The organism is Streptomyces sp. CB01373, assembly GCF_002803075.1.
Lineage (GTDB): Bacteria > Actinomycetota > Actinomycetes > Streptomycetales > Streptomycetaceae > Streptomyces.
In genome coordinates, this window is the sequence record NZ_NNBK01000011.1 from 96,952 (window position 1) to 113,877 (window position 16,926).

Below are 16,926 nucleotides of genomic sequence, written 5' to 3' on the forward strand. Positions count from 1 at the left end.
ACCTCACGGGTCCGCCAAGGACTCCTGCGCGCTGAACACGGCCCCGTAGGGCTGTAACGCGAACGCACCGAGGAGCGATCATCCATCCGGGTGGTCGCTCTTCGGCGTTCGAGGGGGCCGGTGCAGGCTGCCTTGCACCCGCGGCAGGGAGGGGTATGGTGATCATCGTCGTGCCTCCAGAGCTTCCGGCGGCGGGCTGCACGTGACGATGGCAGCATCCGGTTTGGCCATGGGAGGCCTTGACGAACCGCACGCAGCGCGCAATTCTCAGGGACGCGTCGTCACAAGGATCCGAATCCGAGGCATGGATCGACGACGAAGAGGGCAGTATCAGGGTGCGTTGAGGGCAGGCATGCCGCAGACGTTGACAACTACGAGGGTCTCAAAAAACCCGCACTGGACATCAGTGTGCCATGTGGCTACACTGACCCTTTGCGCTGCCTGTTAGCTGTCCCCTGCCCGTCACCAGGGGCATGCCCTCGCCTCAGCGACGACGACCAGATCATCCTTGACCTGGCCTTTCGGCCCGATCAGGACGACCTGTCCGCAAGCGTCGGCGGGGGGCCGGTACGCGCGTAGTGAGTCCGAGCCCTCGGAAGGACCCCCTCTTGGCCGCCTCGCGCAACGCCTCGACCGCGAATACGAACAACGGCGCCAGCACCGCCCCGCTGCGCATCTCCTTTGCAAAGATCAAGGAGCCCCTCGAGGTTCCGAACCTTCTCGCGCTGCAAACCGAGAGCTTCGACTGGCTGCTCGGCAACGACGCGTGGAAGGCTCGCGTCGAGGACGCTCTGGAGTCCGGTCAGGACGTCCCCACCAAGTCCGGCCTCGAGGAGATCTTCGAGGAGATCTCCCCGATCGAGGACTTCTCCGGGTCGATGTCGCTGACGTTCCGCGACCACCGCTTCGAGCCGCCCAAGAACTCGATCGACGAGTGCAAGGAGCGCGACTTCACGTTCGCGGCCCCGCTCTTCGTCACCGCTGAGTTCACCAACAACGAGACCGGCGAGATCAAGTCCCAGACCGTCTTCATGGGCGACTTCCCGCTCATGACGAACAAGGGCACTTTCGTCATCAACGGCACCGAGCGTGTCGTGGTGTCCCAGCTGGTCCGTTCCCCCGGTGTCTACTTCGACTCCTCCATCGACAAGACGTCCGACAAGGACATCTTCTCCGCCAAGATCATCCCGTCCCGGGGTGCCTGGCTGGAGATGGAGATCGACAAGCGCGACATGGTCGGTGTCCGCATCGACCGCAAGCGCAAGCAGTCGGTCACCGTCCTGCTGAAGGCGCTCGGCTGGACCAACGAGCAGATCCTCGAGGAGTTCGGCGAGTACGAGTCGATGCGCGCCACCCTGGAGAAGGACCACACCCAGGGCCAGGACGACGCGCTGCTGGACATCTACCGCAAGCTGCGCCCGGGCGAGCCCCCCACGCGTGAGGCCGCGCAGACGCTGCTCGAGAACCTGTACTTCAACCCCAAGCGCTACGACCTGGCCAAGGTCGGCCGCTACAAGGTCAACAAGAAGCTGGGTGCGGACGCCCCGCTGGACGCGGGCATCCTGACCGTCGAGGACGTCATCTCGACGATCAAGTACCTGGTGAAGCTGCACGCCGGCGAGATCGAGACCACCGGTGACAACGGCGGGATGATCGTCGTCGAGACCGACGACATCGACCACTTCGGCAACCGCCGTCTGCGCAGCGTGGGCGAGCTCATCCAGAACCAGGTCCGCACCGGTCTGGCCCGTATGGAGCGCGTCGTCCGCGAGCGCATGACCACGCAGGACGTCGAGGCGATCACGCCGCAGACCCTGATCAACATCCGGCCGGTCGTCGCCTCCATCAAGGAGTTCTTCGGCACCAGCCAGCTGTCGCAGTTCATGGACCAGAACAACCCGCTGTCGGGTCTCACCCACAAGCGCCGCCTGTCGGCCCTTGGCCCGGGTGGTCTCTCCCGTGAGCGGGCCGGCTTCGAGGTCCGTGACGTGCACCCCTCGCACTACGGCCGCATGTGCCCGATCGAGACGCCTGAAGGCCCGAACATCGGTCTGATCGGCTCGCTCGCCTCCTACGGCCGGGTCAACGCGTTCGGTTTCGTCGAGACCCCGTACCGCAAGGTCAACGACGGCCAGGTCACCGACGAGGTCGACTACCTGACCGCCGACGAGGAGGACCGCTTCGTCATCGCGCAGGCCAACGCCACGCTCGGCGACGACCTGCGGTTCGCCGAGGCCCGCGTGCTGGTCCGCCGCCGTGGCGGCGAGGTCGACTACGTCAGCCCCGAGGACGTCGACTACATGGACGTCTCGCCGCGCCAGATGGTGTCGGTCGCGACCGCCATGATCCCCTTCCTCGAGCACGACGACGCCAACCGTGCCCTCATGGGCGCGAACATGATGCGCCAGGCCGTTCCGCTCATCAAGTCGGAGTCCCCGCTCGTCGGCACCGGCATGGAGTACCGCTCCGCCGTCGACGCCGGCGACGTCGTCAAGGCCGAGAAGGCCGGTGTGGTCCAGGAGATCTCCGCCGACTACATCACCACGACCAACGACGACGGCACGTACATCACGTACCGCCTGGCCAAGTTCGCCCGTTCCAACCAGGGCACCTCGGTCAACCAGAAGGTCATCGTCAACGAGGGCGACCGTGTCATCGAGGGCCAGGTCCTCGCCGACGGCCCGGCCACCCAGAACGGCGAGATGGCGCTCGGCAAGAACCTGCTGGTCGCGTTCATGCCGTGGGAGGGTCACAACTACGAGGACGCGATCATCCTGTCGCAGCGCCTCGTCCAGGACGACGTCCTCTCCTCGATCCACATCGAGGAGCACGAGGTCGACGCCCGTGACACCAAGCTCGGCCCCGAGGAGATCACCCGGGACATCCCGAACGTCTCCGAGGAGGTCCTCGCCGACCTCGACGAGCGCGGCATCATCCGCATCGGCGCCGAGGTCATCGCCGGCGACATCCTCGTCGGCAAGGTGACCCCGAAGGGCGAGACCGAGCTGACCCCCGAGGAGCGCCTGCTGCGCGCGATCTTCGGTGAGAAGGCCCGTGAGGTCCGTGACACCTCGCTGAAGGTGCCGCACGGCGAGACCGGCAAGGTCATCGGCGTGCGCGTCTTCGACCGCGAGGAGGGCGACGAGCTGCCGCCGGGCGTGAACCAGCTGGTCCGCGTCTACGTCGCGCAGAAGCGCAAGATCACCGACGGTGACAAGCTCGCCGGCCGTCACGGCAACAAGGGCGTCATCTCGAAGATCCTGCCGATCGAGGACATGCCGTTCCTGGAGGACGGCACCCCGGTCGACATCATCCTCAACCCGCTGGGTGTGCCGTCCCGAATGAACCCGGGACAGGTCCTGGAGATCCACCTCGGCTGGCTCGCCAGCCGCGGCTGGGACGTCTCCGGCCTCGCGGACGAGTGGGCCGAGCGCCTCCAGGCCATCGGCGCCGACCAGGTCGCCCCCGGCACCAACGTGGCCACCCCGGTCTTCGACGGTGCCCGTGAGGACGAGCTGGCGGGTCTGCTCCAGCACACCATCCCGAACCGCGACGGCGACCGCATGGTCCTCCCGTCCGGCAAGGCGCAGCTGTTCGACGGCCGTAGCGGTGAGCCGTTCCCGGAACCGATCTCGGTCGGCTACATGTACATCCTGAAGCTGCACCACCTGGTCGACGACAAGCTGCACGCGCGTTCGACCGGTCCGTACTCGATGATCACCCAGCAGCCGCTGGGTGGTAAGGCCCAGTTCGGTGGCCAGCGCTTCGGCGAGATGGAGGTGTGGGCCCTCGAGGCCTACGGCGCCGCCTACGCCCTCCAGGAGCTGCTGACCATCAAGTCCGACGACGTCACCGGCCGCGTGAAGGTCTACGAGGCCATCGTCAAGGGCGAGAACATCCCCGAGCCCGGCATCCCCGAGTCCTTCAAGGTGCTCATCAAGGAGATGCAGTCCCTGTGCCTGAACGTGGAGGTGCTGTCCAGCGACGGTATGTCCATCGAGATGCGTGACACCGACGAGGATGTCTTCCGCGCCGCGGAGGAGCTCGGCATCGACCTGTCCCGGCGCGAGCCGAGCAGCGTCGAAGAGGTCTGACGGGAGTCCGGCGGGCCTCCTGACCAGGAGGCCCGCCGACCCCCAGGCCCCCGTTTCAGACCACAGACTTACAACCCTGAGAGGGATTGACGCATAGTGCTCGACGTCAACTTCTTCGACGAGCTCCGGATCGGCCTGGCCACCGCTGACGACATCCGTCAGTGGAGCCACGGCGAGGTCAAGAAGCCCGAGACGATCAACTACCGCACCCTCAAGCCGGAAAAGGACGGGCTCTTCTGCGAGAAGATCTTCGGTCCCACCCGGGACTGGGAGTGCTACTGCGGCAAGTACAAGCGTGTCCGCTTCAAGGGCATCATCTGCGAGCGCTGCGGCGTCGAGGTCACCCGCGCCAAGGTGCGCCGTGAGCGGATGGGCCACATCGAGCTGGCCGCGCCCGTCACTCACATCTGGTACTTCAAGGGCGTCCCGTCGCGCCTGGGCTACCTGCTGGACCTGGCCCCGAAGGACCTGGAGAAGGTCATCTACTTCGCGGCGTACATGATCACGTACGTCGACGACGAGCGCCGTACCCGCGACCTGCCGTCGCTGGAGGCCCACGTCTCCGTCGAGCGCCAGCAGATCGAGCAGCGCCGCGACGCCGACCTGGAGGCCCGCGCCAAGAAGCTCGAGACGGACCTCGCCGAGCTGGAGGCCGAAGGTGCCAAGGCCGACGTGCGCCGCAAGGTGCGCGAGGGTGCCGAGCGTGAGATGAAGCAGCTGCGCGACCGCGCGCAGCGCGAGATCGACCGCCTCGACGAGGTGTGGACCCGGTTCAAGAACCTCAAGGTCCAGGACCTCGAGGGCGACGAGCTGCTCTACCGCGAGCTGCGCGACCGGTTCGGCACGTACTTCGACGGCTCGATGGGTGCCGCGGCGCTGCAGAAGCGCCTGGAGTCCTTCGACCTCGAGGAGGAGGCCGAGAAGCTCCGCGAGATCATCCGCACCGGCAAGGGCCAGAAGAAGACCCGCGCCCTGAAGCGCCTGAAGGTCGTCTCCGCGTTCCTGCAGACGTCCAACAGCCCCAAGGGCATGGTCCTGGACTGCGTGCCGGTCATCCCGCCGGACCTGCGTCCGATGGTGCAGCTGGACGGTGGCCGCTTCGCGACCTCCGACCTGAACGACCTGTACCGCCGTGTCATCAACCGCAACAACCGCCTGAAGCGGCTTCTCGACCTCGGCGCGCCCGAGATCATCGTGAACAACGAGAAGCGCATGCTCCAGGAGGCCGTCGACGCGCTCTTCGACAACGGCCGCCGCGGCCGCCCGGTCACGGGCCCCGGCAACCGTCCGCTGAAGTCGCTGTCCGACATGCTCAAGGGCAAGCAGGGCCGCTTCCGTCAGAACCTGCTCGGCAAGCGCGTCGACTACTCGGCCCGTTCCGTGATCGTCGTCGGCCCGCAGCTCAAGCTGCACCAGTGCGGTCTGCCGAAGGCGATGGCGCTGGAGCTCTTCAAGCCGTTCGTGATGAAGCGCCTGGTCGACCTGAACCACGCGCAGAACATCAAGTCGGCCAAGCGCATGGTCGAGCGCGGCCGCACGGTCGTGTACGACGTGCTGGAAGAGGTCATCGCGGAGCACCCGGTTCTGCTGAACCGTGCGCCCACCCTGCACCGCCTCGGCATCCAGGCCTTCGAGCCGCAGCTGGTCGAGGGCAAGGCCATCCAGATCCACCCGCTCGTGTGCACCGCGTTCAACGCGGACTTCGACGGTGACCAGATGGCCGTGCACCTGCCGCTGTCCGCGGAGGCGCAGGCCGAGGCCCGCATCCTGATGCTGTCCTCGAACAACATCCTCAAGCCGGCCGACGGCCGTCCGGTGACGATGCCGACCCAGGACATGGTCCTCGGTCTGTACTTCCTCACCACCGACGCCGAGGGCCGCGAGGCCAAGGGCGAGGACCGCTCGTTCGCGTCGGTCGCCGAGGCGATCATGGCGTTCGACGCCGGTGAGCTCTCGCTCCAGTCGCGGGTGGACGTCCGCTTCCCGGTGGGCACCATCCCGCCGCGCGGCTGGACCCCGCCGGCCCGCGAGGAGGGCGAGCCGGAGTGGCAGCAGGGTGACTCCTTCCGCCTGAAGACGACCCTGGGCCGCGCGCTCTTCAACGAGCTGCTGCCCGAGGACTACCCGTTCGTCGACTACGAGGTGGGCAAGAAGCAGCTCTCCGAGATCGTCAACGACCTCGCCGAGCGCTACCCGAAGGTCATCGTGGCGGCCACGCTCGACAACCTGAAGTCGTCCGGCTTCTACTGGGCCACCCGCTCCGGTGTCACCGTCGCCATCTCCGACGTCGTCGTTCCCGAGGCGAAGAAGGAGATCGTCAAGGGCTACGAGGCGCAGGACGAGAAGGTCCAGAAGCAGTACGAGCGCGGTCTGATCACCAAGGACGAGCGCACCCAGGAGCTCATCGCGATCTGGACCAAGGCGACCAACGAGGTCGCCGAGGCGATGAACGACAACTTCCCGAAGACCAACCCGATCTTCATGATGGTTTCCTCGGGCGCCCGAGGAAACATGATGCAGATGCGTCAGATCGCCGGTATGCGCGGTCTGGTGTCGAACGCCAAGAACGAGACCATCCCGCGGCCCATCAAGGCGTCGTTCCGTGAGGGTCTGTCCGTGCTGGAGTACTTCATCTCCACGCACGGTGCCCGTAAGGGTCTGGCCGACACCGCCCTGCGTACCGCCGACTCCGGTTACCTCACCCGTCGTCTGGTCGACGTCTCCCAGGACGTCATCATCCGCGAGGAGGACTGCGGCACCGAGCGCGGCCTCAAGCTGCACATCGCGGAGCGCGGTGCGGACGGCGTGCTGCGCAAGGCGGACAACGTCGAGACGTCCGTGTACGCGCGCTGCCTCGCCGAGGACATCGTGGTCGACGGCCAGGTGCTGGCCCCGGCCGGCACCGACCTGGGCGACGTGCTCATCGAGGAGCTCGTCTCCCGCGGCGTCTCCGAGGTCAAGACCCGCTCGGTCCTGACCTGCGAGTCCGCGGTGGGCACCTGCGCCATGTGCTACGGCCGCTCGCTCGCCACCGGCAAGCTGGTCGACATCGGTGAGGCGGTCGGCATCATCGCCGCCCAGTCCATCGGTGAGCCCGGCACCCAGCTGACGATGCGTACCTTCCACACCGGTGGTGTGGCCGGTGACGACATCACCCAGGGTCTGCCGCGTGTCGTCGAGCTCTTCGAGGCCCGTACGCCGAAGGGTGTCGCCCCGATCTCCGAGGCGGCCGGACGCGTCCGGATCGAGGAGACCGAGAAGACCAAGAAGATCGTCATCACCCCGGACGACGGCAGCGACGAGACGGCGTTCCCGATCTCGAAGCGTGCCCGTCTGCTGGTCGGCGAGGGCGACCACGTCGAGGTGGGCCAGAAGCTCACCGTGGGTGCCACCAACCCGCACGACGTGCTGCGCATCCTGGGTCAGCGGGCCGTCCAGGTCCACCTGGTCGGCGAGGTCCAGAAGGTCTACAACTCGCAGGGTGTGTCGATCCACGACAAGCACATCGAGATCATCATCCGGCAGATGCTCCGCCGCGTGACGATCATCGAGTCCGGCGACGCCGAGCTGCTGCCCGGCGAGCTGGTCGAGCGCTCGAAGTTCGAGCACGAGAACCGTCGTGTGGTCCAGGAGGGCGGTCACCCGGCCTCCGGTCGTCCGCAGCTCATGGGTATCACCAAGGCCTCGCTGGCGACCGAGTCCTGGCTGTCGGCGGCGTCCTTCCAGGAGACGACCAGGGTCCTGACGGACGCGGCGATCAACGCCAAGTCCGACTCCCTGATCGGCCTCAAGGAGAACGTCATCATCGGTAAGCTCATCCCGGCCGGTACGGGTCTGTCCCGCTACCGCAACATCCGGGTCGAGCCGACCGAGGAGGCCAAGGCCGCGATGTACTCGGCCGTCGGCTACGACGACATCGACTACTCGCCGTTCGGCTCCGGCTCCGGCCAGGCCGTTCCGCTGGAGGACTACGACTACGGTCCGTACAACCAGTAAGCGAGCAGCTTGAAGGGCGGCCACTCCCACTGCGGGGTGGCCGCCCTTCGGCGTGTCCGCGGCGTGATTCGGCCATGGATGTCCGACGAACTTCGTTCAGTCCCCGAACGGGCGCGCCGTCCCGTAACGAGATGGCCCCCTTTGGCGCATGATGGAAGGACACGCGCGGTCCGGGGGAGGTCCCAGTGTCGTACCAGCCGTCGTATCCGTCATGGCAGCCGATGCAGCCCACGCAGCCGATGCAGCCCATGCAGCCCTGGCAGCGGGGACAGGGGGTCCCGCAGCCGTGGCAGGGCCCGGGCAGCCCGTCGATGCTGGCTTCCCACGCAGACCGCGAGCGGGCCGTGGACGTGCTCAGGGCGGGATTCGGCGAGGGCCGCCTGGACGAACGGGAACTCGACCAGCGCATCGCACGGGCGTACCAGGCGCGTACGGTCGGGGAGCTGGCGCTGCTGGTGGCGGACCTGCCGCAGGGGCCGGTGCCGCTCACCTCGGCGGTGGCCCCGATCGCGCCGTCCACGTTCCTGCCGGTGCCGCCGCCCACCAACGGCAAGGCCGTCGGCTCCCTGGTCTGCGGGGTGCTCACGCTGATGACGGCCGGTGTGACGGGCCTGCCGGCGGTGGTCCTGGGACACGCCGCCCGCGCGGAGATGCGCCGCACCGGGGAGGGCGGTGACGGCCTCGCGCTGGCCGGGCTGGTCCTGGGCTGGCTGTCCGTCGCGGGCTGGGCGGTGGTCCTGACCCTGCTCGTCATCGCCGGGATCGCGGGGTCGGGATGACGCGGGCATTCCGCTGTTCGAAGATCACATTCCGTGAATTCGAAGATCGCCCGCGGGTCCCGGACTTGACAAGACCCGCGGGGCGCGGCGTGCGGGGCCCATTTGTTTTGACCACAGCGAATGAGGTAGGTACGCTCAGACCTTGTGCCTGGGGTGTGCCCTGGCTTTCGTGCGTGCCTTCAAACCGCACCGGGAGCCGTTGACGGCCACCGTGATCTAGCGCCTCTTTCTGCCTTGCGGTGGGAGTCTGCGGGATTCGACACACCCGACCGCGTGGGTCGGCGGTGTTCCAGGTTAGCTGTACCCATCGGCACACAGAAACCGGAGAAGTAGTGCCTACGATCCAGCAGCTGGTCCGCAAGGGCCGGCAGGACAAGGTCGAGAAGAACAAGACGCCCGCACTCGAGGGTTCGCCCCAGCGTCGTGGCGTCTGCACGCGTGTGTTCACGACCACTCCGAAGAAGCCGAACTCGGCCCTCCGTAAGGTCGCGCGTGTGCGTCTGACCAGCGGCATCGAGGTCACGGCTTACATTCCGGGTGAGGGACACAACCTGCAGGAGCACTCCATCGTGCTCGTGCGCGGCGGCCGTGTGAAGGACCTGCCGGGTGTTCGCTACAAGATCATCCGCGGTTCGCTCGACACCCAGGGTGTCAAGAACCGCAAGCAGGCTCGCAGCCGTTACGGCGCCAAGAAGGAGAAGTAAGAATGCCTCGTAAGGGCCCCGCCCCGAAGCGCCCGGTCATCATCGACCCGGTCTACGGCTCTCCTCTGGTGACCTCCCTGATCAACAAGGTGCTGCTGAACGGCAAGCGCTCCACCGCCGAGCGCATCGTCTACGGTGCCATGGAGGGTCTGCGTGAGAAGACGGGCAACGACCCGATCATCACGCTGAAGCGCGCGCTTGAGAACATCAAGCCGACCCTCGAGGTCAAGTCCCGTCGTGTCGGTGGCGCCACGTACCAGGTTCCGATCGAGGTCAAGCCCGGTCGTGCCAACACCCTGGCGCTGCGCTGGCTGGTCGGTTACTCCCGCGCCCGTCGCGAGAAGACCATGACCGAGCGCCTGCTCAACGAGCTCCTCGACGCCTCCAACGGCCTCGGTGCCGCGGTGAAGAAGCGCGAGGACACGCACAAGATGGCCGAGTCCAACAAGGCCTTCGCGCACTACCGCTGGTAGTCGCTACCCCATCGAGAACCGAGAGAAGACTGAAGCCTTATGGCTACCACTTCACTTGACCTGGCCCATGTCCGCAACATCGGGATCATGGCCCACATCGACGCGGGCAAGACGACCACCACCGAGCGGATCCTGTTCTACACCGGTGTGTCCTACAAGATCGGTGAGACCCACGAGGGTTCCGCCACGATGGACTGGATGGAGCAGGAGCAGGAGCGTGGCATCACGATCACCTCTGCTGCCACCACCTGTCACTGGCCGCTGGACAACGTCGACCACACGATCAACATCATCGACACGCCGGGTCACGTCGACTTCACCGTCGAGGTGGAGCGCTCCCTGCGTGTGCTCGACGGTGCCGTGACGGTGTTCGACGGCGTCGCCGGTGTCGAGCCCCAGTCCGAGACGGTGTGGCGTCAGGCGGACCGCTACGGCGTTCCCCGCATCTGCTTCGTGAACAAGCTCGACCGCACCGGTGCCGAGTTCCACCGCTGCGTCGACATGATCAAGGACCGCCTGGGCGCGCAGCCGCTGGTCATGCAGCTGCCGATCGGTGCCGAGGCCGACTTCAAGGGCGTTGTGGACCTGGTCCGCATGAAGGCGCTCGTGTGGTCCGCCGAGGCCGCCAAGGGCGAGATGTACGACGTCGTCGACATCCCGGCCACGCACACCGAGGCCGCCGAGGAGTGGCACGGCAAGCTGGTCGAGGCCGTCGCGGAGAACGACGAAGAGATCATGGAGCTGTACCTGGAGGGCAACGAGCCCACCGAGGAGCAGCTGCACGCCGCGATCCGTCGTATCACCATCGCGTCCGGCAAGGCCTCCGAGACCACGATCACCCCGGTGTTCTGTGGCACCGCGTTCAAGAACAAGGGCGTTCAGCCCCTGCTCGACGCGGTCGTGCGCTACCTCCCCACGCCGCTCGACGTCGAGGCCATCGAGGGCCACGCCGTGGGCAACGCGGAAGAGGTCATCAAGCGCAAGCCGTCCGAGGACGAGCCGCTGGCCGCGCTCGCGTTCAAGATCATGAGCGACCCGCACCTGGGCAAGCTCACCTTCGTCCGGGTCTACTCGGGCCGCCTGGAGTCCGGCACCGCCGTGCTGAACTCCGTCAAGGGCAAGAAGGAGCGCATCGGCAAGATCTACCGCATGCACGCCAACAAGCGTGAGGAGATCCCGTCGGTGGGCGCCGGTGACATCGTCGCCGTCATGGGTCTGAAGCAGACCACGACCGGTGAGACGCTGTCCGACGACAAGAACCCGGTCATCCTGGAGTCCATGGACTTCCCGGCGCCGGTCATCCAGGTCGCCATCGAGCCCAAGTCGAAGGGCGACCAGGAGAAGCTGGGCATCGCGATCCAGCGCCTGGCCGAGGAGGACCCGTCCTTCCAGGTCCACTCGGACGAGGAGACCGGCCAGACCATCATCGGCGGTATGGGCGAGCTGCACCTCGAGGTGCTGGTCGACCGCATGCGCCGTGAGTTCAAGGTCGAGGCCAACGTCGGCAAGCCGCAGGTCGCCTACCGCGAGACCATCCGCAAGGCGGTCGAGCGGGTCGACTACACGCACAAGAAGCAGACTGGTGGTACCGGCCAGTTCGCCAAGGTGCAGATCGCGATCGAGCCGATCGAGGGCGGCGACGCCTCGTACGAGTTCGTGAACAAGGTCACCGGTGGTCGCGTTCCGAAGGAGTACATCCCCTCGGTCGACGCCGGCGCCCAGGAAGCGATGCAGTTCGGCATCCTGGCCGGCTACGAGATGACGGGCGTCCGCGTCACGCTTCTCGACGGTGGCTACCACGAGGTCGACTCCTCCGAGCTCGCGTTCAAGATCGCCGGTTCGCAGGCCTTCAAGGAGGCCGCGCGCAAGGCCAGCCCCGTGCTGCTCGAGCCGATGATGGCCGTCGAGGTCACCACGCCCGAGGACTACATGGGCGAGGTCATCGGCGACATCAACTCCCGCCGTGGCCAGATCCAGGCCATGGAGGAGCGGGCGGGTGCCCGTGTCGTGAAGGGCCTCGTGCCCCTCTCGGAGATGTTCGGCTACGTCGGCGACCTCCGCAGCAAGACGTCGGGTCGCGCAAGCTACTCGATGCAGTTCGACTCCTACGCCGAGGTTCCGCGGAACGTCGCCGAGGAGATCATCGCGAAGGCCAAGGGCGAGTAACTCACCTGAGTTCCAGCCTTTAGGCTTGACTCCGGAGCCTCTCGGGGCATTCCACGGATTCGCGGCCATTCGCCGCGCACTCGGAGGAATGCCCCGGAGCTCCGGGCCATCCAGCAAAGATCACCTGGCGCCGATGAGTAAGGCGTACAGAACCACTCCACAGGAGGAACCCAGTGGCGAAGGCGAAGTTCGAGCGGACTAAGCCGCACGTCAACATCGGCACCATCGGTCACATCGACCACGGTAAGACGACCCTCACGGCCGCCATTACCAAGGTGCTGCACGACGCGTACCCGGAGCTGAACGAGGCCACCCCGTTCGACAACATCGACAAGGCGCCCGAAGAGCGCCAGCGTGGTATCACGATCTCCATCTCGCACGTCGAGTACCAGACCGAGGCGCGTCACTACGCCCACGTCGACTGCCCCGGTCACGCGGACTACATCAAGAACATGATCACCGGTGCCGCCCAGATGGACGGCGCGATCCTGGTGGTCGCCGCGACCGACGGCCCGATGCCGCAGACCAAGGAGCACGTGCTCCTGGCCCGCCAGGTCGGCGTGCCGTACATCGTCGTCGCCCTGAACAAGGCCGACATGGTGGACGACGAGGAGATCCTGGAGCTCGTCGAGCTCGAGGTCCGTGAGCTCCTCACCGAGTACGAGTTCCCGGGCGACGACGTCCCGGTCGTCAAGGTCTCCGCGCTGAAGGCCCTCGAGGGCGAGCAGCAGTGGGTGGACTCCGTCCTCTCCCTGATGAACGCCGTCGACGAGGCGATCCCGGAGCCGGAGCGCGACGTCGACAAGCCGTTCCTGATGCCGATCGAGGACGTCTTCACCATCACCGGTCGCGGTACGGTCGTCACCGGCCGCATCGAGCGTGGTGTCCTCAAGGTCAACGAGACCGTCGACATCATCGGCATCAAGACGGAGAAGACCACCACCACGGTCACCGGCATCGAGATGTTCCGCAAGCTGCTCGACGAGGGCCAGGCCGGTGAGAACGTCGGTCTGCTGCTCCGTGGCATCAAGCGCGAGGACGTCGAGCGCGGCCAGGTCATCATCAAGCCGGGTACGGTCACGCCGCACACCGACTTCGAGGCCCAGGCCTACATCCTCTCCAAGGACGAGGGTGGCCGCCACACGCCGTTCTTCAACAACTACCGTCCGCAGTTCTACTTCCGCACGACGGACGTGACCGGCGTGGTGACCCTCCCCGAGGGCACCGAGATGGTCATGCCGGGTGACAACACCGAGATGAAGGTGGAGCTCATCCAGCCCATCGCCATGGAAGAGGGCCTGAAGTTCGCCATCCGCGAGGGTGGCCGTACCGTGGGCGCCGGCCAGGTCACCAAGATCCTGAAGTAAGCTCACCGGCTTGCTGAAGGGTCCCTCGACCCGGTAGCTCCATCGCGAGCATCGGAAGGGCCCGTACGACTCCGGTCGTACGGGCCCTTTCGCGTACCGGCCCGCGGGTTCGGTTTCCCCGGTGCGCAACGGCGCGGTGGGGTTCAGCTGTTACGAAACTATTCGGCGTGCACGACCCCTGGTTCACCGCAGGCCCCTCGTCCAACATTTGTCATGCCACTGACCAAATTCGGGTGTGTGAGGGGTGTGCCATGTCTGCGCACGTCAGCCGGAGAGCCGTCCTGGGCGCGAGCCTCGCCGCGGTGCCGGTGCTGTCGTCGGGTGCTGTGGGTGGGGCGGCTTCCGCCTGGGCGGCCGGGAACGAGGGCGGCGGCCCGCGGGTGACGGATCCGGGTGCCTACGTCTCCTTCGCACCCCGTGAGCCGAAGCCGGGCTCGTTCTCCCTGGTGGGCGCCCCGATCGTGGTCAGCGCCGACGACCACACCGGAGTCGTCCGGGCCGTGGGGGACCTGCGCGACGACATCCAGCGGGTCACGGGCGTACGACCGGGCCGGACCATCGCCCGCAACGCCGTGCTGGTGGGAACGATCGGCCGCAGCCCGCTGATCGACGGCCTGGTGAAGTCGGGGAAGCTGGACGTCACCGGGGTGCGCGGCCGCTGGGAGACCTCGCTCCAGGCGGTGGTCGACCACCCGATGCCCGGCGTCGACCGCGCGCTCGTCATCGCGGGCAGCGACCCGCGCGGCACGATCTTCGGGGCGTACGACGTCTCGTACGGCATCGGGGTCTCGCCCTGGTACTGGTGGGACGACGTGTCGCCGGTGCGACGGAACCGGGTGTGGATCCTGCCCGGCCGGCACACGCAGGGCACCCCGGTGGTGAAGTATCGCGGCGTCTTCATCAACGACGAGAACCCGGCCCTGGGCACCTGGGCACCCGCCTACTTCGGACCGGGCAAGGCCCCCGGCCAGCCCGGCGGCTTCAACGCCGACTTCTACGCCAAGGTCTTCGAACTGCTGCTCCGGCTGAAGGGCAACTACCTCTGGCCGGCGGTGTGGGGGCGCGCCTTCGCGGAGGACGACCCGGAGAACCACAAGCGGGCGTCGGAGTACGGGATCGTCATGGGCACCTCCCACGAGGCGCCCATGATGCGCGGCATCGAGGAGTGGAACCGCCACGCGGGCGGGGGCAAGGACCCCTACGGCGGCAACGGCGAGTGGTCGTACGTCCGCAACTCCGAGGCGATCAAGGCGTACTGGCGGGACGGCATCCGGCGCATGGTCGACGAGGGCTTCGAGGGCGTCGTCACCCTGGGCATGCGCGGCAACGGCGACACCAGCCTGCCCGACGGCGACGGCATCGAGCTGATGCAGGAGATCATCGCCGAGCAGCGCCGCATCATCGAGGAGATCACCGGCCGGCCGGCCGCCGAGACCCCGCAGGTGTGGACGCTCTACAAGGAGGTGCAGCGCTACTGGGACCGTGGTCTGCGCGCCCCGGACGACGTGACGGTCGTCCTCACCGACGACAACTGGGGCAACATCCGCAAGCACCCCGACCCCGCGGAGCGCGACCGCGCCGGCGGATACGGCCTGTACTACCACTTCGACTACGTCGGCGCCGGCCGCAACTACAAGTGGGTCGACACGGCGAACCTCACCAACCTCTGGGACCAGCTCCACCAGGCGCACGCCTACGGCAACCACGGCCTGTGGGTCACCAACGTCGGCGATCTGAAGGGCAACGAACTGCCCACGGAGTTCTTCCTCAACTACGCCTGGAACCCGGACAGCTGGCCCCAGGAGCGGCTGAAGGAGTGGGAACGCCGCTACGCCGCCCAGAACTTCGGGGAGGCGGACTCCGGGCCGGTCGCGGAGGTACTGGCCGCGTACGGCCGGCTCCAGGCCCGCCGCAAGCCCGAGCTGCTCAACCGCCGGATCACCCTCAGGGACGGCGAGGTCGTCTACGACGACCAGCAGACCCCGTACCACTTCGCCCACCGCGAGCTGGAGCGGGTCACCGAGGAGTGGAAAGCCCTGGCCCGCAAGGCCGACCGCGTCGCCCGCACGCTGCCCGCGCGGACCCGGGACGCCTGGTTCGAACTGGTCGGCTACGAGGTGGAGGCGACCGCGAACCTCTACGACCTGCGGCAGGCCGAGTTCACGAACCTCCTCTACGCCAGGCAGGGCCGGGCGGCCACCAACGGCCTCGCGGCGCAGGCGGAAGCGGGTCTGAAGCGGGACTTCGCGCTCGCCGACCGCTTCAACCACGAGGTGGCCGGGGGCAAGTGGAAGGGCTTCCAGACCCAGCCGCACATCGACTACGGGGACGTGGAGCGCTACGGCCCGAACGCGGGCTGGCAGCAGCCGGAGATCGACAACGTGGCGATCCCGGACGTCCTCTTCCCCGCGGTCCGGCGCATCGAGGTGCCGCGCGCCGCCGAACTGGGCGTCTCGGTGGACGGGGCGGAGGACACGGGGAGCTGGTGGCCGGGAGGAGCGACGACCGCGGCGCGGCTGCCCTCCTTCAGCCCGTACCAGACCCGCCCGCAGCAGTACGTGGAACTCTTCAACCGCGGCCGCACGCCCTTCGATTACCGGATCCAGTCCTCGGCCCCTTGGCTGCTGGTCGACCGCGCCCGCGGCCGGGTGGACGAGCAGGTGCGGGTGGAGGTCCGGGTGGACTGGCGCCGGGTGCCGGGCGGCCGGGCGGAGGCGAAGCTGACGATCTCGGGCGCGGGCACGACGGTGACGGTCGCCTGCACGGCGGAGAACACCTCGGCGCGGCTGGCGCAGGGCTTCGTCGAGGCGGGCGGCTATGTGGCGATCGACGCGGAGCACCACGACCGCGTGGTGGGGGAGTGGCGCCGCCTGGACGGCGTCGGCCGCACCACCTCGGGCATGACCCCCTGGCCGGTGACGGCCCCTCGCCGTACCCCTGGTGCCTCAAGCTCCCCGCGCCTGGAGTACGAGGTGACCCTCCTCTCCGCGGGCGAGGTGACGGTGTGGGCGGAGGTGTCCCCGAGGAACCCGGCCCTGCCGACCGGCGGACTGCGCTACGGGATCTCCTTCGACGACGCCGCACCGCAGACGGTGGACATCAACGCGGCCACGGGCGCGGACGACGGCACGATGAACACGGCGTGGGCCCGCAACACCTCCGACAACGTGAACCGCACCGCGACCCGGCACAGGATCACCCGCGCCGGAGCGCACCGCCTGAAGTTCTGGACCGTCGACCCGACGGTGGTCCTGCAACGCCTGCTGATCGACACGGGCGGCCTGCCGGACACCTACCTCGGCCCACTGGAGAGCCGGCGGGTGTAGGACGGCTCGCCACCTCATCCC

Annotated in this window: 8 protein-coding genes; all 8 read left to right on the forward strand. The window is 67.4% G+C overall.

The features are described from left to right. The first annotated feature begins 608 nt into the window (after positions 1 to 608). The 8 genes from rpoB to CG719_RS18325 all read left to right on the forward strand — a co-directional run bounded on the left by rpoB (position 609) and on the right by CG719_RS18325 (position 16,905). Positions 609 to 4,094 (forward strand): DNA-directed RNA polymerase subunit beta, encoded by a 3,486-nt coding sequence (gene rpoB, locus CG719_RS18290; RefSeq protein WP_100569729.1) that lies wholly within the window; start codon positions 609 to 611, stop codon positions 4,092 to 4,094. Between the two features lie 96 nt (positions 4,095 to 4,190). Next, positions 4,191 to 8,090, forward strand: coding sequence for a DNA-directed RNA polymerase subunit beta' (locus tag CG719_RS18295; RefSeq protein ID WP_100569730.1), 3,900 nt, complete (start codon positions 4,191 to 4,193; stop codon positions 8,088 to 8,090). Between the two features lie 221 nt (positions 8,091 to 8,311). Next, positions 8,312 to 8,869 carry a DUF1707 and DUF4190 domain-containing protein gene (locus CG719_RS18300; protein WP_384317150.1) on the forward strand — a complete coding sequence of 186 codons (558 nt, stop codon included), beginning with the start codon at positions 8,312 to 8,314 and terminating at the stop codon, positions 8,867 to 8,869. 332 nt (positions 8,870 to 9,201) lie between these two features. Continuing rightward, the gene (rpsL, locus tag CG719_RS18305; protein ID WP_003948652.1) at positions 9,202 to 9,573 is read left to right on the forward strand and encodes a 30S ribosomal protein S12; all 372 of its coding nucleotides are present in this window, start codon (positions 9,202 to 9,204) and stop codon (positions 9,571 to 9,573) included. Positions 9,574 to 9,575: 2 nt separating this feature from the next. Further along, entirely contained in the window at positions 9,576 to 10,046 is a 471-nt protein-coding gene (rpsG, locus tag CG719_RS18310; RefSeq protein WP_003992340.1) for a 30S ribosomal protein S7, read from the forward strand. A gap of 39 nt (positions 10,047 to 10,085) precedes the next feature. Beyond that, positions 10,086 to 12,212, forward strand: a complete 2,127-nt coding sequence (gene fusA / locus CG719_RS18315) for an elongation factor G (protein WP_100569731.1) — start codon at positions 10,086 to 10,088, stop codon at positions 12,210 to 12,212. Between the two features lie 173 nt (positions 12,213 to 12,385). Next, positions 12,386 to 13,579: an elongation factor Tu gene (gene tuf, locus CG719_RS18320; RefSeq protein WP_100569732.1), complete on the forward strand. Its 1,194-nt coding sequence runs from the start codon at positions 12,386 to 12,388 to the stop codon at positions 13,577 to 13,579. A 251-nt stretch (positions 13,580 to 13,830) separates the two neighbouring features. Next, positions 13,831 to 16,905 (forward strand): glycosyl hydrolase 115 family protein, encoded by a 3,075-nt coding sequence (locus CG719_RS18325; RefSeq protein ID WP_100569733.1) that lies wholly within the window; start codon positions 13,831 to 13,833, stop codon positions 16,903 to 16,905. Positions 16,906 to 16,926: the final 21 nt, after the last annotated feature.

What these genes read in the sequence shown, in the direction of transcription:
- CG719_RS18300 (WP_384317150.1), top strand. Translation starts at nt 8,312, where the DNA reads ATGCAGCCCACGCAGCCGATGCAGCCCATGCAGCCCTGGCAGCGGGGA.
- rpsG (WP_003992340.1), top strand. Translation starts at nt 9,576, where the DNA reads ATGCCTCGTAAGGGCCCCGCCCCGAAGCGCCCGGTCATCATCGACCCG.
- fusA (WP_100569731.1), top strand. Translation starts at nt 10,086, where the DNA reads ATGGCTACCACTTCACTTGACCTGGCCCATGTCCGCAACATCGGGATC.
- CG719_RS18325 (WP_100569733.1), top strand. Translation starts at nt 13,831, where the DNA reads ATGTCTGCGCACGTCAGCCGGAGAGCCGTCCTGGGCGCGAGCCTCGCC.